Annotated in this window: 27 protein-coding genes; 26 read left to right on the top strand and 1 reads right to left on the bottom strand. The window is 66.7% G+C overall.

From position 1 onward, the window contains the following. The 15 genes from rplP to map all read left to right on the top strand — a co-directional run bounded on the left by rplP (position 1) and on the right by map (position 8310). Positions 1 to 420 carry a 50S ribosomal protein L16 gene (rplP, locus tag BJ972_RS07070; protein WP_055860175.1) on the top strand — a complete coding sequence of 140 codons (420 nt, stop codon included), beginning with the start codon at positions 1 to 3 and terminating at the stop codon, positions 418 to 420. Beyond that, positions 420 to 740, top strand: coding sequence for a 50S ribosomal protein L29 (gene rpmC, locus BJ972_RS07065; protein WP_129173211.1), 321 nt, complete (start codon positions 420 to 422; stop codon positions 738 to 740). The genes rplP and rpmC overlap by 1 nt, the downstream gene beginning before the upstream one ends. Before the next feature lie 2 nt (positions 741 to 742). Beyond that, the gene (gene rpsQ / locus BJ972_RS07060; protein WP_129173209.1) at positions 743 to 1045 is read left to right on the top strand and encodes a 30S ribosomal protein S17; all 303 of its coding nucleotides are present in this window, start codon (positions 743 to 745) and stop codon (positions 1043 to 1045) included. Between the two features lie 33 nt (positions 1046 to 1078). Further along, complete coding sequence (gene rplN, locus BJ972_RS07055) at positions 1079 to 1447, top strand: 50S ribosomal protein L14 (RefSeq protein WP_055821349.1); 369 nt, start codon at positions 1079 to 1081, stop codon at positions 1445 to 1447. 2 nt (positions 1448 to 1449) lie between these two features. Continuing rightward, positions 1450 to 1809, top strand: coding sequence for a 50S ribosomal protein L24 (gene rplX / locus BJ972_RS07050; protein WP_129173207.1), 360 nt, complete (start codon positions 1450 to 1452; stop codon positions 1807 to 1809). Positions 1810 to 1811: 2 nt separating this feature from the next. Further along, positions 1812 to 2399: a 50S ribosomal protein L5 gene (gene rplE / locus BJ972_RS07045; RefSeq protein ID WP_129173205.1), complete on the top strand. Its 588-nt coding sequence runs from the start codon at positions 1812 to 1814 to the stop codon at positions 2397 to 2399. A 124-nt stretch (positions 2400 to 2523) separates the two neighbouring features. Further along, positions 2524 to 2922 carry a 30S ribosomal protein S8 gene (rpsH, locus tag BJ972_RS07040; protein ID WP_129173203.1) on the top strand — a complete coding sequence of 133 codons (399 nt, stop codon included), beginning with the start codon at positions 2524 to 2526 and terminating at the stop codon, positions 2920 to 2922. Positions 2923 to 2928: 6 nt separating this feature from the next. Further along, positions 2929 to 3465: a 50S ribosomal protein L6 gene (gene rplF / locus BJ972_RS07035; protein ID WP_129173201.1), complete on the top strand. Its 537-nt coding sequence runs from the start codon at positions 2929 to 2931 to the stop codon at positions 3463 to 3465. Positions 3466 to 3467: 2 nt separating this feature from the next. Further along, a complete protein-coding gene (rplR, locus tag BJ972_RS07030; RefSeq protein WP_129173199.1) occupies positions 3468 to 3839 on the top strand; it encodes a 50S ribosomal protein L18 in 372 nt (123 codons plus the stop codon). A gap of 26 nt (positions 3840 to 3865) precedes the next feature. Next, a complete protein-coding gene (gene rpsE / locus BJ972_RS07025; RefSeq protein WP_277871226.1) occupies positions 3866 to 4537 on the top strand; it encodes a 30S ribosomal protein S5 in 672 nt (223 codons plus the stop codon). Then, entirely contained in the window at positions 4537 to 4722 is a 186-nt protein-coding gene (gene rpmD, locus BJ972_RS07020) for a 50S ribosomal protein L30 (protein WP_129173196.1), read from the top strand. The genes rpsE and rpmD overlap by 1 nt, the downstream gene beginning before the upstream one ends. Continuing rightward, positions 4722 to 5399: a 50S ribosomal protein L15 gene (gene rplO, locus BJ972_RS07015; protein WP_129173194.1), complete on the top strand. Its 678-nt coding sequence runs from the start codon at positions 4722 to 4724 to the stop codon at positions 5397 to 5399. Before rpmD ends, rplO begins: the two co-directional genes overlap by 1 nt. 127 nt (positions 5400 to 5526) lie before the next feature. Next, a complete protein-coding gene (secY, locus tag BJ972_RS07010) occupies positions 5527 to 6855 on the top strand; it encodes a preprotein translocase subunit SecY (protein ID WP_129173192.1) in 1329 nt (442 codons plus the stop codon). After that, entirely contained in the window at positions 6852 to 7457 is a 606-nt protein-coding gene (locus BJ972_RS07005; protein WP_179419929.1) for an adenylate kinase, read from the top strand. Before secY ends, BJ972_RS07005 begins: the two co-directional genes overlap by 4 nt. Before the next feature lie 4 nt (positions 7458 to 7461). Continuing rightward, positions 7462 to 8310, top strand: coding sequence for a type I methionyl aminopeptidase (gene map, locus BJ972_RS07000; protein WP_179419928.1), 849 nt, complete (start codon positions 7462 to 7464; stop codon positions 8308 to 8310). Positions 8311 to 8325: 15 nt separating this feature from the next. On the opposite strand, the gene BJ972_RS06995 is transcribed toward map, so the two are convergent. Next, complete coding sequence (locus tag BJ972_RS06995; protein WP_241830734.1) at positions 8326 to 10239, bottom strand: BglG family transcription antiterminator; 1914 nt, start codon at positions 10237 to 10239, stop codon at positions 8326 to 8328. 205 nt (positions 10240 to 10444) lie between these two features. Between BJ972_RS06995 and BJ972_RS06990 the strand changes: the two genes are divergently transcribed. From BJ972_RS06990 to BJ972_RS06945, 11 genes are all read left to right on the top strand, one after another. Next, positions 10445 to 10750, top strand: a complete 306-nt coding sequence (locus tag BJ972_RS06990) for a PTS sugar transporter subunit IIB (RefSeq protein ID WP_129173188.1) — start codon at positions 10445 to 10447, stop codon at positions 10748 to 10750. Positions 10751 to 10766: 16 nt separating this feature from the next. Next, positions 10767 to 11033, top strand: a complete 267-nt coding sequence (locus BJ972_RS06985) for an HPr family phosphocarrier protein (RefSeq protein ID WP_129173186.1) — start codon at positions 10767 to 10769, stop codon at positions 11031 to 11033. 8 nt (positions 11034 to 11041) lie between these two features. After that, complete coding sequence (gene ptsP, locus BJ972_RS06980; RefSeq protein WP_129173184.1) at positions 11042 to 12721, top strand: phosphoenolpyruvate--protein phosphotransferase; 1680 nt, start codon at positions 11042 to 11044, stop codon at positions 12719 to 12721. Positions 12722 to 12746: 25 nt separating this feature from the next. Continuing rightward, positions 12747 to 14375, top strand: coding sequence for a PTS mannitol transporter subunit IIBC (locus tag BJ972_RS06975; RefSeq protein ID WP_129173181.1), 1629 nt, complete (start codon positions 12747 to 12749; stop codon positions 14373 to 14375). 108 nt (positions 14376 to 14483) lie between these two features. Beyond that, positions 14484 to 14924 (top strand): PTS mannitol transporter subunit IIA, encoded by a 441-nt coding sequence (locus BJ972_RS17185; RefSeq protein ID WP_129173179.1) that lies wholly within the window; start codon positions 14484 to 14486, stop codon positions 14922 to 14924. After that, the gene (locus BJ972_RS06970) at positions 14921 to 16054 is read left to right on the top strand and encodes a mannitol-1-phosphate 5-dehydrogenase (protein WP_129173177.1); all 1134 of its coding nucleotides are present in this window, start codon (positions 14921 to 14923) and stop codon (positions 16052 to 16054) included. The genes BJ972_RS17185 and BJ972_RS06970 overlap by 4 nt, the downstream gene beginning before the upstream one ends. 149 nt (positions 16055 to 16203) lie before the next feature. Continuing rightward, a complete protein-coding gene (infA, locus tag BJ972_RS06965) occupies positions 16204 to 16425 on the top strand; it encodes a translation initiation factor IF-1 (protein ID WP_021759551.1) in 222 nt (73 codons plus the stop codon). A 67-nt stretch (positions 16426 to 16492) separates the two neighbouring features. Beyond that, positions 16493 to 16609, top strand: coding sequence for a 50S ribosomal protein L36 (gene rpmJ / locus BJ972_RS06960; protein ID WP_005050492.1), 117 nt, complete (start codon positions 16493 to 16495; stop codon positions 16607 to 16609). A gap of 127 nt (positions 16610 to 16736) precedes the next feature. Then, positions 16737 to 17111: a 30S ribosomal protein S13 gene (rpsM, locus tag BJ972_RS06955; RefSeq protein ID WP_129173175.1), complete on the top strand. Its 375-nt coding sequence runs from the start codon at positions 16737 to 16739 to the stop codon at positions 17109 to 17111. A 33-nt stretch (positions 17112 to 17144) separates the two neighbouring features. Then, positions 17145 to 17543: a 30S ribosomal protein S11 gene (gene rpsK, locus BJ972_RS06950; protein WP_129173174.1), complete on the top strand. Its 399-nt coding sequence runs from the start codon at positions 17145 to 17147 to the stop codon at positions 17541 to 17543. Positions 17544 to 17703: 160 nt separating this feature from the next. Continuing rightward, entirely contained in the window at positions 17704 to 18690 is a 987-nt protein-coding gene (locus BJ972_RS06945) for a DNA-directed RNA polymerase subunit alpha (protein WP_129173172.1), read from the top strand. The last annotated feature ends 31 nt before the right edge of the window (positions 18691 to 18721 follow it).

Genomic DNA, 18721 nt, shown 5'->3' with positions numbered 1-18721 from the left:
ATGTTGATTCCGCGTCGAGTCAAGTACCGCAAGCAGCACCACCCCGGCCGTTCGGGTCAGGCCACCGGTGGCACGAAGGTGTCGTTCGGTGAGTTCGGCATCCAGGCCCTCACGCCCGCTTACGTGACCAACCGTCAGATCGAGTCCGCTCGTATCGCCATGACGCGTCACATCAAGCGTGGCGGAAAGGTGTGGATCAACATCTACCCCGACCGTCCGCTCACGAAGAAGCCTGCTGAGACCCGAATGGGTTCCGGTAAGGGTTCGCCCGAGTGGTGGGTCGCGAACGTCAAGCCGGGCCGCGTCCTCTTCGAGGTCTCGGGCGTCTCCGAGGAACTCGCTCGTGAGGCACTCACCCGTGCAATCCACAAGCTGCCGCTCAAGGCACGCATCATCAAGCGCGAGGAGGGCGACGCATAATGGCCGTCGGATCCAAGGAGCTCGCCCCTGTCGAGCTCGACACCTTTGAAGACGAGCGCCTCGTCGACGAACTGAAGAAGGCCAAGGAAGAGCTGTTCAACCTGCGCTTCCAGGCCGCTACCGGCCAGCTCGAGAGCCACGGCCGTCTGCGCGCAGTCAAGCGCGACATCGCCCGCATTTACACGGTCATCCGTGAGCGCGAGCTCGGCATTCGTGCCACCCCCGCACCGGTCGAGGTTCCCGCCAAGGCCGAGAAGAAGACCAAGAAGTCGAAGGATGCCGCTGAGGCAGCCCCGGCTGACGAGACGAAGGAGGCCTAGACATGGCTGAGACCCAGAAGGCTGCGGCCGAGGTCGAGGGCACGCCCGAGGTCGTCCGCGGTTACCGCAAGGTTCGCCGTGGTTACGTGACCAGCGACAAGATGGACAAGACCATCACCGTCGAGGTCGAGGACCGCGTCAAGCACCCGCTCTACGGCAAGGTCATCCGCCGCACCTCCAAGGTGAAGGCTCACGACGAAGAGAACACCGCCGGCATCGGCGACCTCGTCGTCATCAGCGAGACCCGTCCCCTCAGCGCTACGAAGCGCTGGCGCCTGGTCGAGATCGTCGAGAAGGCGAAGTAAGCCTCGCGGCTTGCTTTCTAGAAGGAGTTAGAAGTGCTTCAGCAGGAATCCCGGCTCAAGGTAGCCGACAACACGGGTGCCAAGGAGCTGCTCACCATTCGCGTTCTCGGTGGCTCGAAGCGTCGTTACGCCGGTCTCGGCGACGTCATCGTCGCGACCGTCAAGGACGCGATCCCCGGCGGCAACGTGAAGAAGGGCGATGTCGTCAAGGCGGTCATCGTGCGCACCAAGAAGAACACCCGTCGCGCCGACGGGTCGTACATCAAGTTCGATGAGAACGCCGCAGTGATCTTGAAGAACGACGGTGACCCCCGCGGTACCCGTATCTTCGGACCGGTCGGTCGCGAGCTCCGCGACAAGAAGTTCATGAAGATCATCTCGCTGGCGCCGGAGGTCATTTAGTCATGGCGAACATCAAGAAGGGTGACCTCGTCCAGGTCATCTCGGGACGCAGCCAGGCCCGCGGCGGAGACCGCGGCAAGCAGGGCAAGGTTCTCGAGGTGCTCGTCGCGGACAACCGCGTCATCGTCGAGGGAATCAACTACGTCACCAAGCACGTGCGCGTCGGACAGACGCAGCGCGGCACGAAGACCGGTGGCATCGAGACCTTCGAAGCCCCGATCCACGTCTCCAACGTCGCACTCGTCGACCCCGAGACCAAGAAGCCGACCCGCGTCGGTTTCCGTCTCGAGACCGTGACGAAGGACGGCGTCGAGAAGACGGTCCGCATCCGTTACGCCAAGAAGTCAGGTAAGGACCTCTAAAGATGACTGACACTGCAGTGGGAACTGGCAAAATCCAGCCCCGTCTCAAGCAGAAGTACAAGGCTGAGATCGCTCCTGCGCTCACCGAGTCCCAGGGCTACACGAACCCGCACCAGGTGCCGGGTCTCGTGAAGATCGTGGTCAACATGGGTGTCGGCGAGGCCGCACGCGATGGCAAGATCATCGACGGTGCGATCGCTGACCTCACGAAGATCACCGGTCAGAAGCCCCAGGTCACGGCCGCTCGCAAGTCGATCGCTCAGTTCAAGCTTCGCGAAGGCCAGCCGATCGGCGCTCACGTCACGCTTCGTGGCGACCGCATGTGGGAGTTCCTCGACCGCCTCCTGTCGCTCGCGCTTCCGCGCATCCGCGACTTCCGTGGTCTCTCCGACAAGCAGTTCGACGGAAACGGCAACTACACGTTCGGTCTGACCGAGCAGTCCGTCTTCCACGAGATCGACCAGGACAAGATCGACCGCGTCCGCGGTATGGACATCACGGTCGTCACGACGGCGAAGAGCGACGACGAGGGCCGCGCGCTCCTCAAGCAGCTCGGCTTCCCGTTCAAGTCGGCCGAGAACGCCAACTAGACTACGGATGCCGCGGGCGAGAGTCCGCGGCATTCGTCCGGCTGGGGCATCCGCCCCAGCCCACCACCACAGGTCAGTCCCCGTGTAACGGGTCCTGAAACCTGGTGAATGAAAGAAGAATCACATGACGATGACAGATCCGGTCGCAGACATGCTGACCAGACTGCGCAACGCGAACTCGGCTCACCACGACTCCGTGTCGATGCCGAACTCCAAGCTCAAGGCCCACATCGCCGAGATCCTGAAGAAGGAAGGCTACATCGCCGACTTCGTGGTCGTCGACGACACCGTGGGCAAGACGCTCACGCTCACGCTCAAGTTCGGTCCGAACCGTGAGCGCTCGATCGCCGGCATCAAGCGCGTTTCGAAGCCCGGACTCCGCGTCTACGCGAAGTCCAGCGAGCTTCCCAAGGTGCTCGGCGGCCTCGGCGTCGCCATCTTGTCCACCTCCAGCGGTCTTCTGACCGACCGCCAGGCCCAGAAGAAGGGCGTGGGTGGGGAAGTCCTCGCCTACGTGTGGTAACAGAACATGTCACGAATCGGACGTCTCCCCATCGACATCCCTGCAGGCGTCACCGTCTCGGTCGACGGCCAGCAGGTCTCCGTCAAGGGCCCGAAGGGTGAGCTCTCGCTCACCATCTCGGCCCCCATCACGGCCAAGCTCGACGAGAACCAGCTTCTCGTCAGCCGTCCCGACGACGAGCGCAACTCGCGTTCGCTCCACGGACTCACGCGTACCCTCATCGCGAACCAGATCGTCGGCGTCACGCAGGGCTACACCAAGGCCCTCGAGATCGTCGGTACCGGTTACCGCGTCGCTCAGAAGGGCAACGGCGTCGAGTTCGCACTCGGCTTCTCGCACCCCGTGATCGTCGAGGCTCCGGCCGGCATCACGCTGACGGTCGAGGGCAACAACAAGCTCACGGTCTCGGGCATCGACAAGCAGGCAGTCGGCGAGACCGCCGCGAACATCCGCAAGATCAAGAAGCCGGAGCCCTACAAGGGCAAGGGCATCCGGTACGCCGGTGAGGTCGTGCGCCGCAAGGCCGGAAAGGCTGGTAAGTAATCATGGCTCTGGGTACCAGAGGAAAGAGCAAGTCGGCCGCCCGCAGCCGTCGCCACACGCGTCTTCGCAAGAAGATCGTCGGCACCGAGCTGCGTCCGCGCCTCGTCGTCAACCGCTCGGCCCGCCACGTCTTCGTGCAGGTCGTCGACGACTCCAAGGGCATCACGGTCGCTTCGGCGTCGACCATGGAGGCAGACCTCCGTGCGTTCGACGGTGACAAGACCGCCAAGGCCCGCAAGGTCGGCGAGCTCGTCGCCGAGCGCGCCAAGAAGGCCGGCATCGAGGACGTCGTCTTCGACCGCGGCGGCAACAAGTACGCCGGTCGTGTCGCAGCGATCGCCGATGGAGCGCGAGAGGCAGGACTCAACCTGTGAGCGAGACAACTGTTAAGGAGCAAGAGGTGGCTGCAGAGGCACCCGTCGAGACGGCTGCGTCGTCCGAGCCGGCCCGCAACGAGGGTCGCAACGACCGTCGTGGTGGCCGCGGTGACCGCAACCAGGGCCGTGGCCGCGACAGCCGTGACGCCGAGAAGAGCCAGTTCCTCGAGCGCGTCGTCACGATCAACCGCGTGTCGAAGGTCGTCAAGGGTGGTCGTCGCTTCAGCTTCACCGCTCTCGTCGTCGTCGGTGACGGCAACGGACTCGTCGGCGTCGGATACGGCAAGGCCCGCGAGGTCCCGACCGCTATCTCCAAGGGCGTCGAAGAGGCGAAGAAGAACTTCTTCCGCGTTCCCCGCGTCGGTGCGACCATCCCTCACCCCGTCCAGGGTGAAGCGGCCGCCGGTGTCGTCCTCCTCCGTCCCGCGTCGGCCGGTACCGGTGTTATCGCCGGTGGTCCCGTCCGCGCCGTCCTGGAGTGCGCCGGCATCCACGACGTGCTGAGCAAGTCGCTCGGTTCGTCGAACACCATCAACATCGTGCACGCGACCGTCGAGGCGCTGCAGCAGCTCGAGGAGCCCCGTGCCGTGGCTGCCCGTCGTGGTCTTGACTACGACCAGGTCGCTCCGGCCCGTCTCCTTCGTGTTGAGGCCCAGGCAGCAGCAGCTGCCGCTGAAGCGAAGGCAGGTGCCTGATGGCCGGCCGTCTCAAGGTGACCCAGATCAAGTCCAAGGTGAGCGAGAAGCAGTACCAGCGTGACACCCTGCGGAGCCTCGGGCTCAAGCGCATCGGTGGCGTCGTGATTCGGGAGGACAACCCCCAGAACCGCGGGTACATCAATACCGTCGCGCACCTCGTGAAGGTTGAGGAGATTGACTAATGGCTGACTCCACGAAGGATGTCGACGCCACGGAGCCCAAGAAGGCTCCGGCGAAGAAGGCTGCCGCCCCCAAGGCGACCGCCGAGAAGAAGGCTGCTGCCCCCAAGGCTGCCGCTGCGAAGAAGGCCCCCGCCGCTGAGAAGCCGGCGAAGGCCGAGTCGACCACCACTGCGAAGGCCAAGGCCCCCGCAGCGAAGAAGGCTCCCGCTGCCAAGGCTGACGAGGCTCCTGCGACCCGCGAGCACGTGCTCAAGGTCCACCACCTCCGTCCCGCCCCCGGTGCCAAGAAGTCCAAGACCCGGGTGGGTCGCGGTGAAGGCTCCAAGGGTAAGACGGCGGGCCGCGGAACCAAGGGTTCCAAGGCACGCAACAACATCCGTCCCGGGTTCGAGGGTGGCCAGCTTCCGTACCACATGCGTGCGCCGAAGCTCCGCGGCTTCAAGAACCCGTTCCGGGTCGAGTACCAGGTCGTCAACCTCGAGAAGCTCGCTGAGCTGTACCCCTCGGGCGGAGACGTCACGACCGCCGACCTCGTCGCCAAGGGCGCCGTTCGCAAGAACGAGAAGGTCAAGGTCCTCGGTTCGGGCGACATCGCTGTGAAGCTGAACGTCGTGGTCGACAAGGTCTCCGGTTCTGCGGAACAGAAGATCGTCGCCGCTGGCGGATCGGTAAAGTAAGTTCCAGCAGGTTGAACGAGCCTGTCGGGGCCTCGCGTATGATTCACGAGGGGTTCCGACAGGCTCGCGCCGCATACGGACCCGTTTTCACGGAACAGCTCCACTAACGGAGCGAGCAGGAGGCTGAGTGTTTAGCGCCATCGGGCGAATCTTCCGCACGCCGGATCTTCGCCGAAAGATCGGTTTCACCCTGGGCATCATCGCTCTGTTCCGGCTCGGGTCGTTCATCCCGTCGCCGTTCGTCGACTTCAGCAATGTGCAGCAGTGTCTCGCCGCCAACCAGGGAGCGTCGGGCCTCTATGAGCTCGTCAACGTCTTCTCGGGCGGAGCGCTCCTGCAGCTGTCGATCTTCGCGCTGGGAATCATGCCGTACATCACGGCGTCGATCATCACGCAGCTGCTGCGTGTGGTCATCCCTCACTTCGAGACGCTCTACAAAGAGGGTCAGGCGGGTCAGGGCAAGCTCACGCAGTACACCCGCTACCTGACGATCGCCCTCGCGGTCCTCCAGTCGACGACGCTCATCACGGTCGCCCGCTCCGGAGCCCTCTTCGGCGGATCGGCTGCCCCGGAGTGCGCGCAGCTCATCACCGATGACGGCACCACGTGGTACGGCATGATGCTCATGGTCATCACCATGACGGCCGGTACCGGCCTCATCATGTGGATGGGTGAGCTCATCACCGAGCGCGGTATCGGCAACGGTATGTCGCTCCTCATCTTCACGTCGATCGCCGCGACCTTCCCCGCATCGCTGTGGGCCATCAACGTCGCTCGCGGCTTCGACGTCTTCCTCCTCGTCATCGCCGTCGGCCTCGTGATCGTCATGGCCGTCGTCTTCGTCGAGCAGTCGCAGCGCCGTGTCCCGGTGCAGTACGCGAAGCGCATGGTCGGTCGTCGCACGTACGGCGGCAACAACACCTACATCCCGATCAAGGTCAACATGGCCGGCGTCGTGCCCGTCATCTTCGCCTCGTCGCTCCTGTACCTGCCCGCCCTCATCGCGCAGTTCAACCAGCCTCAGCCGGGTGAAGAGCCCGCCGCCTGGGTCGTCTGGATCCAGAACTACCTCGTCACGGGCGATCAGCCGTTCTACATGGCTCTGTACTTCCTGCTCATCGTCGGATTCACGTACTTCTACGTCGCGATCACCTTCAACCCCGAAGAGGTCGCCGAGAACATGAAGAAGTACGGCGGCTTCATCCCCGGCATCCGTGCCGGTCGCCCGACAGCCGAGTACCTCGACTACGTGCTCACCCGCGTGACTCTGCCGGGTGCGATGTACCTCGGTGTCGTCGCCCTCATCCCGCTCGTCGCCCTGGCTCTCGTCGGTGCGAACGCGAACTTCCCGTTCGGTGGAGCATCCATCCTCATCATCGTCGGCGTGGGCCTTGAGACGGTGAAGCAGATCGATGCCCAGCTCCAGCAGCGTCACTACGAGGGGCTTCTGCGATGACCCGCTTGCTTCTCGTCGGGCCTCCCGGTGCGGGCAAGGGTACTCAAGCAGCTCGTCTCTCCGACGCGTTCGGCGTGCCGGCCGTGTCGACCGGCGACATCTTCCGCGCGAACGTCGCCGGTGAGACGCCGCTCGGCCTCGAGGCGAAGTCGTACATGGATCGTGGCGAGTACGTGCCCGACTCGCTCACCAACGCGATCGTGCACGACCGTCTGCAAGAGATCGACGCGGCCGGAGGGTTCCTCCTCGACGGCTACCCGCGCACGATCGAGCAGGTGCACGAGCTCGACAGCATCCTGTCGCAGGACGGCACGCATCTCGACGCCGTCGTGCAGCTCGTCGCCGATGTCGACGAGGTCGTGAGCCGTCTCCTCGGCCGCGCCCAGTCGCAGGGCCGTGCGGATGACACCGAAGAGGTCATCCGTCACCGTCTCGAGATCTACGAGGCGCAGACGGCCCCGCTCGTCGCCGTCTACGGCGAACGCGGGCTCGTCGTCGAGATCGACGGCCTCGGCGCCGTCGACGCCGTCACGGAGCGCATCCTCGCTGCTCTCGCCGAACGCGGCATCGTGCCCGACGCTCTCGACCCGGCGTCCGTCTGACCGCGTGATCTTCCGCCGGTCGCTCTACAAGTCGCCCGCCCAGCTGCGGTTGATGCAGGCGGCCGGCACAGCGACATCGAGCGCCCTCGCCGCGGCCCGTGAAGGGCTGCGCGCGGGGGCGACTCCGCTCGACCTGGACGCCCTCGCCGAGGCGAGCATCGTCTCCGGGGGAGGGCGGCCGAATTTCCCGCTCGTCCCGGGCTACCGTCACACGCTCTGCGTGTCGGTCAACGACGACGTCGTGCACGGTATCCCGACCGATTCCCCGTTCGCACCCGGCGACCTCGTCTCGGTCGACGGCGGTGCGGATGTCGGCGGCTGGAACGGCGACTCGGCGTTCAGCGTCGTCCTGCCCGACCCGTCCCGGCCCGCGCTCGTCGCCGCACGCTCGGAACTCAACCGCGTCACCGAGCAGTCGCTGTGGCACGGCATCGCCGCTCTCGCGACCGCCCAGCACGTCAACGAGGTCGGTGCCGCGATCGAGAGCTACGTGCGCTCACAGGGCGATTCCGCCCTCGGCGTGCCCTACGGCATCCTCACCGACTTCGTGGGTCACGGCATCGGCCGATCGATGCACGAGAGTCCGCCCGTGTTCAACTACGCCGTGCGCGAGCGCGGCGCGGATGTGCGGCCCGGCCTCGTCCTCGCGATCGAGCCCATGATCGTCGCCGGCTCGATCGAGACCTTCGTGCGGGGCGACGACTGGACGATCGCGACGAGCGACGGCGCCGATGCGGCGCACTGGGAGCACTCGGTCGCGGTGCACGGCGGGGGAGTGTGGGTGCTCACGGCCCCCGACGGCGGCGCCGCCGGTCTCGCGCCCTTCGGCATCACGCCCGTTCCGATCGACTGACGGGCGAGAACCGGCTCACTCCGCCATGAGGTGCGCGAGTTCGCCGATGAAACTCGCGTAGTCGGTTCCCCGATGCAGGAGGCGCTGCACGTTCTCGCGCTCGGAGAACACCTCGACGAACTGCTCGAAGACCGACTGGAAGCTCGCACGCCCCGCCTCGCTGAACGCGATGAAGGCGACGACGTTGACGCGGCTCTCGCCCCAGGGGAGCGGGGTCTCGGAGATCACGATGGCGATCGCGGTGCGCGTCGCCGTCATCGTCATCGCGTGGGGCACCGCGAGGCTCTCGGTGAACGCCGTGGAGGAGAGTCGCTCGCGCTCGAGCGCACCCTCGACGTAGTCGGTCGAGATGATGCCGAGATCGACCATGCGGTCGCCGAGGCGACGGATCATCGTCTCCGCGTCGGGGGCGTTCTCGCCGCGGAAGAAGAGCCTCTCGTCGAAGTACTCGACGAGCTCGTCCGCGATGCGGGCGCGGCGGCGCTGACGACGAGCACGGGCGATCGCGGTCCGCACCCGTTCTTCGTCGGAGCTCCCGAAGAACGGGTTGACGACGAGGATCCGATCCGCGGGCACCGCGGGCTCGATCGACGAGATGACGAGGTCGCCGGGGAGACCCGCCCAGTCGACATCGCTCCGGGTGACGATCTGTTCGACCCGCAGCTGCGTGCCGACGGCATCGTCGAGGCGACGGAGCAGGGTCAGATGCAGGGAGTGGTACGCCGGCGAAACGATCGAAGCGGGGATGGGCTCTTCACCTGATCGACGCTCCTCGAGCTGTGCGCCGACGTGCATCGCGATGTAGGCGATCTCGTCCTCATTGACGCTGATCGATTCGACGCGGCTCAGTTCGCCCGCGATGTACACAGCGAGCTCGTAGATCATCGGGTACGACGACTTGATCGACCGCGCGAGCGGATTGCGGGCGAACGACTCGTCTCCCGCGCGGGCGACGAGGTTCTGCACGTGCAGCGCGAGCCGCACGAGGAAGTCGTCGTCGTCGAGGTCGACGAGGTACTCGCGCGCGGCGCGCTGCACGATGTCGCGCACCGACTCGAGCTGCTCGGGGCGCAGGTACTCGTCGACCGACGCCGTGAGCTGCTCTCGTCCGGGGGTCGCGACACGCGTCGACAGGAGGAATCCGAGGTACGCGATGTCGCCGTCGCCGAGCACGACGTCGAAGTGCTCACCCACGAGTCGCTCGAGCAGGTCGGTCAGTTCGCCCGCCGCATCCACGCGGTGCAGGGACTCGTGGGCCGGGTCGGCCGCGAGCGCGTGGTCGCGCGATGCGCGGTCGACCGCGATCGCGACGTGCAGCAGGACGGTGCGCAGCCCGTATTCGTTGACCTCGTACCCGCGTTCGGCGAGGGCGTCGATGAGGCCCGTCTTGAAGGCCGCGAGGGGTTCACGGGGGAACTCGCGCTGGATCTCCTCGAGTTCGAACATGCCGCGGGCCGACTCCTCGCGGAAGAGCGCACCGAGCAGGCGTCGCCGGGCGGATTCGGTGCCGCCGAGCCGCACGAGACCTCCCGAGCGGATGAGCGACAGGCCCGAACCGTCGAGCCGCGTGCGTACGCGAGCGACGTCGGATTCGATCGTCGAGTCGCTCACGTGCTCGTCGAGCGCGAGGGCTGCGACGTCGATACCGTGCGCGTCGTCGATCAGGCGGCGGAGCAGGCGGGTCGAGCGCGCCTGAGGACTCGACTCGGAGCGCGGCTCCTCGACGAGACGCGCGTAGGCGCTGCGGTCGAGGCGGTAACCGCGCGACCCCGACTCGACGACGGGGTCGGTGCCGACCTGGTTGGCACCCGTGACGTAGTTGCGGACGCTCCGCGCGGTGACGCCCAGGCGTTCGGCCAGCTCGGTCGCCGTGAGCCAGTCGTCGGCGCGGGCGAGCAGGTCGAGCATGCGCTGCTGACGATCGACCACCCTCGCTCCGAATCCGCGCGCTTCGATGTGCGCTCCCCACGAGTCAACCATCCGAAGAGGGCGGACGGGGCACCGGGGCGGCAATTTCCGGGGGTGCGGAAAGAGACATGCTGGCGCCCGAGGGGGTGAAGCGCGAAGAATGGGGGTGTTCGCGAGTCTCGCGAACGACGGGCGCGGGGCGACTCGCGCCAGGAGGGGCCGATCGATGAAGATCATCATCGTCTGCGGAGCGGGCGCGTCGAGCACGTTCGTCGCGAACCGCGTGCGCAGAGCGGCCCGGGAGCGCGACCTCGAAGCCGAGGTCGTCGCGACGAGCGAAGATCGTCTCGACGGTGCCCTGCCGGGTGCCGACGTGATCCTTCTCGGACACCACCTCGCGGCTCGCCGCGACGAGTTCGCTGCTCGAGCAGCGACATCGGCGGCCGTCGTCGCCGTGATGCCCGAATCGGTCTTCACCTCACCCGCGGGCGATCTCGCCCTCGACCTGGCGCTCGACTCGATCGCCCGCTGAAACGAAAGGCACTCTCATGGCAGAACGTACGGTACAGATCGGATCGAGCCACGGGCTCCACGCTCGCCCCGCGAAGCTCTTCACGCAGGCCGCTGCCGCGTCGGGCCACCAGGTGACGATCGCCAAGAGCGGTGGCAAGCCGGTCAACGGTGCGAGCATCCTCGCCGTCATCTCGCAGGGCATCAACCACGGCGACGACGTGACCATCACCGTCGAGGGCGACAACGCCGAGGGCGTGCTCTCCGAGCTCGTCGAACTCCTCGGCACCGACCACGACGAGTAGGACCCGCCATGGAGCTGAACGGAACTGGAGTCGGTCAGGGCGTCGCCGTCGGACCGGTCGTGCGCATGGCCGAGCCGCTGCCCGAGCCCGTCGACCGACCGAGCCACCTCGACCCCGAACGTGAGGGCGAACGAGCACGCGGTGCGCTCTCTGTCGTCGCCGCCGAGCTCGCCGGCAAGGGGGCCCGCGCCGGTGGCGCGGCTCGCGACGTGCTCGAGGCGCAGGCCATGATGGCCGAGGACCCGACCCTCGGCGACGACATCACCGCGCGGCTCGAGGGCGGCAAGACCGCCGAGCGCGCCGTGTTCGAGGCCTTCGCCGCGTTCCGCGATCTGCTCCTCGACATGGGCGGCTACATGGCCGAACGTGCGACCGACCTCGACGACGTCTCGCAGCGCGTCGTCGCAAACCTCCTGAAGCTCCCGGCGCCCGGTGTGCCGAATCCCGGTCATCCGTTCGTGCTCGTCGCCCGCGATCTCGCGCCCGCCGATACGGCGATGCTCGACCTCGACCAGGTGCTCGCCCTCGTGACCATCGACGGCGGACCGACGTCGCACACCGCGATCCTCGCCCGCGAGAAGTCGATCGTCGCCGTCGTCGGCGTGAAGGACGCGGCATCGCTCGCCGATGGCGACACCGTCATCGTCGATGCCGAGAACAGCCGCGTCGACGTGGCGCCCGACGACGACGCCATCGCGTCGGCCCGCGAGCGCATCGCCGAACGCCGTGCCCGCGCCGAAGCCCCCGTCACCCCGGGCGCGCTCCGCGACGGAACCTCCATCCCCCTCCTCGCCAACCTCGGCTCGGCCGATGGCGCGGCCGAGGCCGTGCGCCTCGGAGCCGAGGGCGTCGGCCTGTTCCGCACCGAATTCCTCTTCCTCGACGCCGACACGGCGCCGTCCGTGAGCGAGCAGACCGAGCAGTACACGAAGCTCCTCCGCGCTTTCCCCGGGCAGAAGGTCGTCGTCCGCGTGCTCGACGCCGGCGCCGACAAGCCGCTGTCGTTCCTGAACGACGCGCCCGAGGAGAACCCGGCACTCGGATTGCGCGGCATCCGCGCCCTCCGCGCGTCGGAGGAGATCCTCCGCGAGCAGCTCACGGCGCTCGCGCAAGCGGATGCCGCGAGCGAGGCCGACCTCTGGGTCATGGCGCCCATGGTGGCGACGGTCGACGAGACCCGCTACTTCACGGCTCTCGCCCGCGAACTCGGCCTGAACACCGTCGGAGTCATGGTCGAGGTGCCGTCTGCGGCGCTCCTCGCCGACCGCATCCTCGCGGAGACCGACTTCGCCTCGATCGGCACCAACGACCTCACGCAGTACACGATGGCTGCCGACCGCATGCTCGGCTCCGTCGCGAGCCTCCAGGACCCCTGGCACCCCGCGGTGCTCTCGCTCGTGGCATCCGTCGGAGCCGCCGGCCGCACCCAGGACAAGCCCGTCGGAATCTGCGGCGAGGCCGCCGCCGACCCGCTCCTCGCCGTCGTGCTCGTCGGCCTCGGAGCCACCACTCTGTCGATGTCACCATCGGCACTCGCAGATGTCCGCGCCTCCCTCGCGCGGTACAGCTCGGACGACGCGGAAGCGATCGCCCGAGCAGCCCTGGCCGCTGAGGGAGCGGCCGATGCCCGACGAGCTGCGCACGAGGCTGCAGCCGCACTCACGTCGACGCGCGAGACCGCGTCGTGATCACCATCACAAGGAGAACTGCATCATGACAACGACGTCACCGGAGACGAAACGGCCTGGGGGAGGCCGCGTCGCCGTCCAGAAGTTCGGCACGTTCCTCAGCGGCATGATCATGCCGAACATCGCGGCATTCATCGCATGGGGCTTCATCACCATGCTCTTCATCCCCGCCGGATTCTTCGGCGAGGACAGCCCCTTCGGATGGCACTGGTACCCCGTCTCCGACATCATCGGTGGCTCGGGCGACGCCGGGGTCATCAACTGGCCCGGCGCCATGACCGCCCTCTCCGAGGGCGACGCGGGCAACATCTTCACCTATGTGGGCCTCGTCGGGCCGATGGTGACGTACCTGCTGCCCCTCCTCATCGCGAATACCGCGGGCCGCATGGTCTACGGCGAACGCGGTGGCGTCGTCGCGACGATCGCCGTGATGGGTGTCATCGTCGGCACCGACATCCCGATGTTCCTCGGCGCGATGATCATGGGACCGCTCGCCGCGTGGATCACGAAGAAGATGGACCAGCTCTGGGACGGCAAGATCAAGGCCGGCTTCGAGATGCTCGTCAACAACTTCTCCGCCGGCATCCTCGGCATGATCCTGGCCATCGGCGGATTCTTCGTCTTCGGCCCGGTCATGAAGGCCGTGAGCACGGGACTCGGCGCAGCCGTCGACTGGCTCGTCGATCTGCAGCTGCTGCCCCTCGTCTCGATCATCGTCGAGCCCGCGAAGGTGCTGTTCCTCAACAACGCGATCAACCACGGCGTCTTCACCCCGCTCGGCATCCAGCAGGTCGAAGAGGCCGGCAAGTCGATCCTCTTCCTCATCGAAGCGAACCCCGGCCCCGGTGTCGGTCTGCTGCTCGCGTTCAGCTTCTTCGGCACGGGTCTCGCGAAGGCATCGGCTCCCGGCGCGGCCGTCATCCAGTTCTTCGGCGGCATCCACGAGATCTACTTCCCGTACGCACTCAGCAAGCCCGCCCTCATCCTCGCGCTCATCGCGGGCGGTGCGACGGGCGTCACGACGAACATGGTGCTCGGCGGAGGCCTCGCCTTCCCGGCCGCACCCGGCAGCATCATCGCGGTCTTCGCCGCGGCAGGCCCCGGTGGCGTCGGCAACGTCCTCGTCGTGATGCTCTCGGTCGTGCTGGCCGCGACCGTGACGTTCCTCATCTCGGGCATCATCCTGCGAGCGTCGCGGAAGCGCGACCTCGAGGCGGAGGCCGACACCTTCACCGCCGCGATCGCTCAGACCGAGGCGAACAAGGGCAAGTCGTCGGCCGCACTCGACAGCCTGCGCGCCGCGGGCGGTGCTGCGGGAGGCTCTCTCATCGAGGAGGGCAACCAGGAGGCGTACGAGCGCGGGCCGATCCGCACCATCGTCTTCGCGTGCGACGCCGGTATGGGATCGAGCGCGATGGGTGCCACGGTGCTCCGCAACAAGATCAAGAAGGCGGGTATCGACTCGGTCACCGTGACCAACAAGTCGATCGCCAACCTGACCGACGACATCGACCTCGTCGTCACGCACCAGGACCTCACGGAGCGGGCGAAGCTCCAGTCCCCGAGCGCGCTCCACATCTCGGTCGACAACTTCATGAACTCGCCGAAGTACGAGGAGGTCGTGCACCTGCTCGAATCCGAGGGCGTGCGATGACGAACGATCGACCGATCCCGGTGACACCTCAGCAGTAAGCAGATTCCGCACGGCCCCGCGTGGGCCGTGCGGAATCCCGCATCAACCTCGAGAGAAGAGAACGACACCATGAGTGATCAGATCCTTGCCCCCTCCGACATCCGTCTCGTCGCCGGGGACGCCCCCGACCGCGACGCGGCGATCCGCGCGGCGGGCGCCATCCTCGTCGAGTCCGGCGCGGTCACTCCGGCCTACGTCGAGGCGATGATCGAGCGCGAGGGCTCGGTGTCGACCTTCATGGGCAACTTCCTCGCGATCCCGCACGGGACGAACGAGGCGAAGGGCGAGATCCAGCGTTCGGCGCTGTCGTTCGTGCGCTACGACGAGCCCATCGCGTGGGGCTCGGAGGAGGTGCGCTTCGTCGTCGGCATCGCCGGCATCGAGGACGAGCACCTCGAGATCCTCTCGAAGATCGCCATCATCTTCTCGGACGACGACGAAGTTCAGAAACTGCTGTCCGCTCCGGATGCCGCAGCGATCGCCGCCATCCTGGCCGAGGTCAACGAGTGAAGGCCGTCCACTTCGGCGCCGGCAACATCGGTCGCGGATTCATCGGCCTGCTGCTCCACGAGGCGGGATACGAGCTCGTCTTCGCCGACGTCGCCGCTCCGCTCATCGACGCGCTCGCGGCCTCGGAGTCGTACACCGTCCACGAGGTCGGAGCCGGTGCGCGCGACCACGTCGTGACGGGGTACAGCGCCCTCAACAGCGCGACCGACGAGGGCGCCGTGCGCGCTGCGATCGCGGACGCCGACGTCGTCACGACGGCCGTCGGCCCGACGATCCTGCGCTTCATCGCGCCGCACATCGTCGCGGCTCTCGAGGCACGGGACGCAGCCCGCGGCCCCCTCGTCGTCATGGCGTGCGAGAACGCGATCAACGCGACCGATCTGCTGCGCGACGAGATGTCGAACCTCGTTCCGACGGGGGAGTGGGAGGCGCTCGCGTCGCGCGCCGTCTTCGCCAACACCGCCGTCGACCGCATCGTGCCCGGCCAGAGCGCCGACGCCGGACTCGATGTCACGGTCGAGACGTTCTCGGAGTGGGCGATCGAATCGGGCTCGTTCGGGTCGGACGTGCCGGAGATCCCCGGCGCGCACTTCGTCGACGACCTCGCCCCCTACATCGAGCGGAAGCTCTTCACGGTCAACACGGGCCACGCCACGGTCGCCTATGCGGGCTTCCTCGCGGGGCACGAGCGCATCAGCGACGCCCTGGCCGACCCGGCCGTCGCGGAGATCGTCGAGACGGCGCTGCGGGAGACCTCGGCGCTCCTCGTGGCCAAGCACGAGTTCGACCCCGCGGTCCAGGATGCCTACCGCGAGACGATCCTCGAACGCTTCGCCAACACGGCGCTGCCCGACACCGTCGACCGTGTCGGGCGTCAGCCGCTGCGGAAACTCAGTCGGCACGAGCGCTTCATCGGCCCGGCGGCCGAACTCGCCGAACGCGGTCTGCCGACGGCGGGGCTGCTCGCGGCCATCGCCGCCGCGGTGCGTTTCGACGTGCCCGCCGACGAGCAGTCGGTCGAGCTGAAGCGCCTGCGCACCGAGCTCTCGCCCGAGCGGTTCGCCGCCGAGGTCTGCGGCATCGACGCGAGTCATCCGCTCTTCGACCCGCTCGTCGCCGCACTCGCCTGACGGAGCGACCGCCGATTGGCGATGTGCGCAGAAGTAGCGTACAGTTGACCCTTGGTGTTTTGGCGCCGTTTCGGCGTGCCCTCGACCCCGGTCGAGTGGCGAATCCATCGCACGACCAGCAAACCCCCAATCCTAGCGATAGTGAGGCTATGGCCAAGAAAGACGGCGTCATCGAGATCGAAGGCTCGGTTGTCGAAGCTCTGCCCAACGCGATGTTCCGCGTGGAGCTCACGAACGGGCACAAGGTGCTTGCCCACATCTCTGGCAAGATGCGTCAGCACTACATCCGCATCCTCCCCGAGGACCGCGTGATCGTGGAGCTGAGCCCCTACGATCTGACGCGCGGCCGCATCGTCTACCGCTACAAGTAAGGGCTGCCGGAAAGTAACGGCTCGCGGGCTACCGCGAGTACGAGGACAGCGACAGCAAGGAAACGCAATGAAGGTCAACCCCAGCGTCAAGCCGATCTGCGATCACTGCAAGGTGATCCGCCGCCACGGCCGCGTCATGGTCATCTGCAAGTCCAACCCGCGCCACAAGCAGCGCCAGGGCTAAGACAGCAGACACAACTTAATATCGACACCGCATTTCCACGATCCCGCTCCGGCGGGGGACACCTTCGGTTGGAGGCCGAGGCACCGGAAATGCTCCATACCTCCACTCATCTACAGGAGAAGCCACCATGGCACGTCTGGCAGGAGTCGACATCCCGCGCGAAAAGCGCGTGGAGATCGCACTGACATACATTTTCGGTGTGGGCCGTACGCGCGCCCTCGCCACCCTCGCGGACACCGGCATCGACGGCAACATCCGCGTGAAGGACCTCACGGACGAGCAGCTCGTCGCGCTCCGTGACTACATCGAAGGAAACTTCAAGGTCGAGGGTGACCTCCGCCGTGAGGTTGCCGCCGACATCCGCCGCAAGGTCGAGATCGGCTCGTACGAGGGTCTCCGCCACCGCCGCGGTCTCCCCGTTCGCGGCCAGCGCACGAAGACCAACGCACGCACCCGCAAGGGCCCCAAGCGCACTGTCGCCGGCAAGAAGAAGGCTCGCTAGGCCGAGCCTCGCCTCTAGGATTCAGGAGAAATCATGGCATCACCCAAGTCGGCCGTCCGCAAGCCGCGTAAGAAGGAAAAGAAGAACGTCGCCGTGGGCCAGGCCCACATCAAGTCGACGTTCAACAACACGATCGTCTCGATCACGGACACCAACGGTGCCGTCATCAGCTGGGCATCCTCCGGAGCCGTCGGCTTCAAGGGCTCGCGCAAGTCGACGCCGTTCGCGGCCCAGCTCGCTGCCGAGTCGGCCGCGCGTCAGGCTCAGGAGCACGGCATGAAGAAGGTCGACGTCTTCGTCAAGGGACCGGGCTCCGGTCGCGAGACGGCGATCCGTTCGCTTCAGGCCGCTGGCCTCGAGGTCGGCTCGATCAACGACGTCACCCCGCAGGCGCACAACGGTTGCCGCCCGCCGAAGCGTCGCCGCGTCTGATCCCGTCCCGCTGGTCGAGCCGTCGAGACCGCCCCGTCGCGGGTCTCGGCGCGCTCGGCCGGCGTTCACGTTCTCTCCACAACTCCAGAACCGATCGGGCCAGCCACCCGGTCACACAGCAAGTGTCATATAGCGGACACTTAGCCGAAAGGAATCAATAGTGCTGATCGCACAGCGTCCTACGCTCACCGAAGAGAACATCTCGGAGTTCCGTTCGCGTTTCGTCATCGAACCCCTCGAGCCGGGCTTCGGTTACACCCTGGGCAACTCGCTCCGTCGCACCCTCCTCTCGTCGATCCCCGGCGCCGCCGTCACCAGCATTCGCATCGATGGCGTTCTGCACGAGTTCTCGACGGTTCCCGGTGTCAAGGAGGATGTCACCGAGATCATCCTGAACATCAAGAACCTCGTCGTCTCGAGCGAGCACGACGAGCCCATCACGGCGTACCTGCGCAAGCAGGGTGCTGGCGAGGTCACGGCAGCAGACATCTCTGCTCCCGCCGGCGTCGAGGTGCACAACCCCGAACTCGTCATCGCGACCCTCGGTGACAGCGCGCGCTTCGAGCTCGAGCTGACGATCGAGCGTGGCCGCGGCTACGTCTCGGCGAGCCAGAACCGCAACGAGTACAGCGAAGCCGGCCAGATCCCGGTCGACTCGATCTACTCGCCCGTCCTCAAGGTGACCTACCGCGTCGAGGCGACTCGTGCCGGTGAGCGCACCGACTTCGACCGCCTCGTGGTCGACGTCGAGTCGAAGCCCGCGATCAGCCCCCGCGACGCGATCGCTTCGGCCGGCCGCACGCTGACCGAGCTCTTCGGCCTCGCCCGCGAACTCAACACCGCGGCCGAGGGCATCGAGATCGGACCGGCTCCGGTCGACGCCGTTCTCTCGAGCGAGCTGTCGATCCCGATCGAAGACCTCGACCTCTCGGTCCGTTCGTACAACTGCCTCAAGCGCGAGGGCATCAACACGGTGTCCGAGCTCGTTGCACTGTCCGAGACGCAGCTCATGAACATCCGCAACTTCGGTCAGAAGTCGGTTGACGAGGTCAAGGACAAGCTCACGGAGATGGGCCTTTCGCTCAAGGACTCCGTCCCCGGATTCGATGGCGCCCACTTCTACACGGGCTTCGACGAAGAGAACTAAGCGCGCCTTGCGCCTGACGCACCACCACTAC

This window comes from Agromyces atrinae, assembly GCF_013407835.1.
GTDB lineage: Bacteria > Actinomycetota > Actinomycetes > Actinomycetales > Microbacteriaceae > Agromyces > Agromyces atrinae.
Note: the sequence above shows the minus strand (reverse complement) of the source record. Positions and strands in the feature narration are given on the sequence as shown.

Excerpts from the sequence above, each read along its gene's own strand:
- rplP (WP_055860175.1), top strand. The coding sequence starts at position 1 with ATGTTGATTCCGCGTCGAGTCAAGTACCGCAAGCAGCACCACCCCGGC.
- rpmC (WP_129173211.1), top strand. The coding sequence starts at position 420 with ATGGCCGTCGGATCCAAGGAGCTCGCCCCTGTCGAGCTCGACACCTTT.
- rpsQ (WP_129173209.1), top strand. The coding sequence starts at position 743 with ATGGCTGAGACCCAGAAGGCTGCGGCCGAGGTCGAGGGCACGCCCGAG.
- rplX (WP_129173207.1), top strand. The coding sequence starts at position 1,450 with ATGGCGAACATCAAGAAGGGTGACCTCGTCCAGGTCATCTCGGGACGC.
- rplE (WP_129173205.1), top strand. The coding sequence starts at position 1,812 with ATGACTGACACTGCAGTGGGAACTGGCAAAATCCAGCCCCGTCTCAAG.
- rpsH (WP_129173203.1), top strand. The coding sequence starts at position 2,524 with ATGACGATGACAGATCCGGTCGCAGACATGCTGACCAGACTGCGCAAC.
- rplF (WP_129173201.1), top strand. The coding sequence starts at position 2,929 with ATGTCACGAATCGGACGTCTCCCCATCGACATCCCTGCAGGCGTCACC.
- rplR (WP_129173199.1), top strand. The coding sequence starts at position 3,468 with ATGGCTCTGGGTACCAGAGGAAAGAGCAAGTCGGCCGCCCGCAGCCGT.
- rpmD (WP_129173196.1), top strand. The coding sequence starts at position 4,537 with ATGGCCGGCCGTCTCAAGGTGACCCAGATCAAGTCCAAGGTGAGCGAG.
- rplO (WP_129173194.1), top strand. The coding sequence starts at position 4,722 with ATGGCTGACTCCACGAAGGATGTCGACGCCACGGAGCCCAAGAAGGCT.
- BJ972_RS07005 (WP_179419929.1), top strand. The coding sequence starts at position 6,852 with ATGACCCGCTTGCTTCTCGTCGGGCCTCCCGGTGCGGGCAAGGGTACT.
- BJ972_RS06990 (WP_129173188.1), top strand. The coding sequence starts at position 10,445 with ATGAAGATCATCATCGTCTGCGGAGCGGGCGCGTCGAGCACGTTCGTC.
- BJ972_RS06985 (WP_129173186.1), top strand. The coding sequence starts at position 10,767 with ATGGCAGAACGTACGGTACAGATCGGATCGAGCCACGGGCTCCACGCT.
- ptsP (WP_129173184.1), top strand. The coding sequence starts at position 11,042 with ATGGAGCTGAACGGAACTGGAGTCGGTCAGGGCGTCGCCGTCGGACCG.
- BJ972_RS06975 (WP_129173181.1), top strand. The coding sequence starts at position 12,747 with ATGACAACGACGTCACCGGAGACGAAACGGCCTGGGGGAGGCCGCGTC.
- BJ972_RS17185 (WP_129173179.1), top strand. The coding sequence starts at position 14,484 with ATGAGTGATCAGATCCTTGCCCCCTCCGACATCCGTCTCGTCGCCGGG.
- infA (WP_021759551.1), top strand. The coding sequence starts at position 16,204 with ATGGCCAAGAAAGACGGCGTCATCGAGATCGAAGGCTCGGTTGTCGAA.
- rpmJ (WP_005050492.1), top strand. The coding sequence starts at position 16,493 with ATGAAGGTCAACCCCAGCGTCAAGCCGATCTGCGATCACTGCAAGGTG.
- rpsM (WP_129173175.1), top strand. The coding sequence starts at position 16,737 with ATGGCACGTCTGGCAGGAGTCGACATCCCGCGCGAAAAGCGCGTGGAG.
- rpsK (WP_129173174.1), top strand. The coding sequence starts at position 17,145 with ATGGCATCACCCAAGTCGGCCGTCCGCAAGCCGCGTAAGAAGGAAAAG.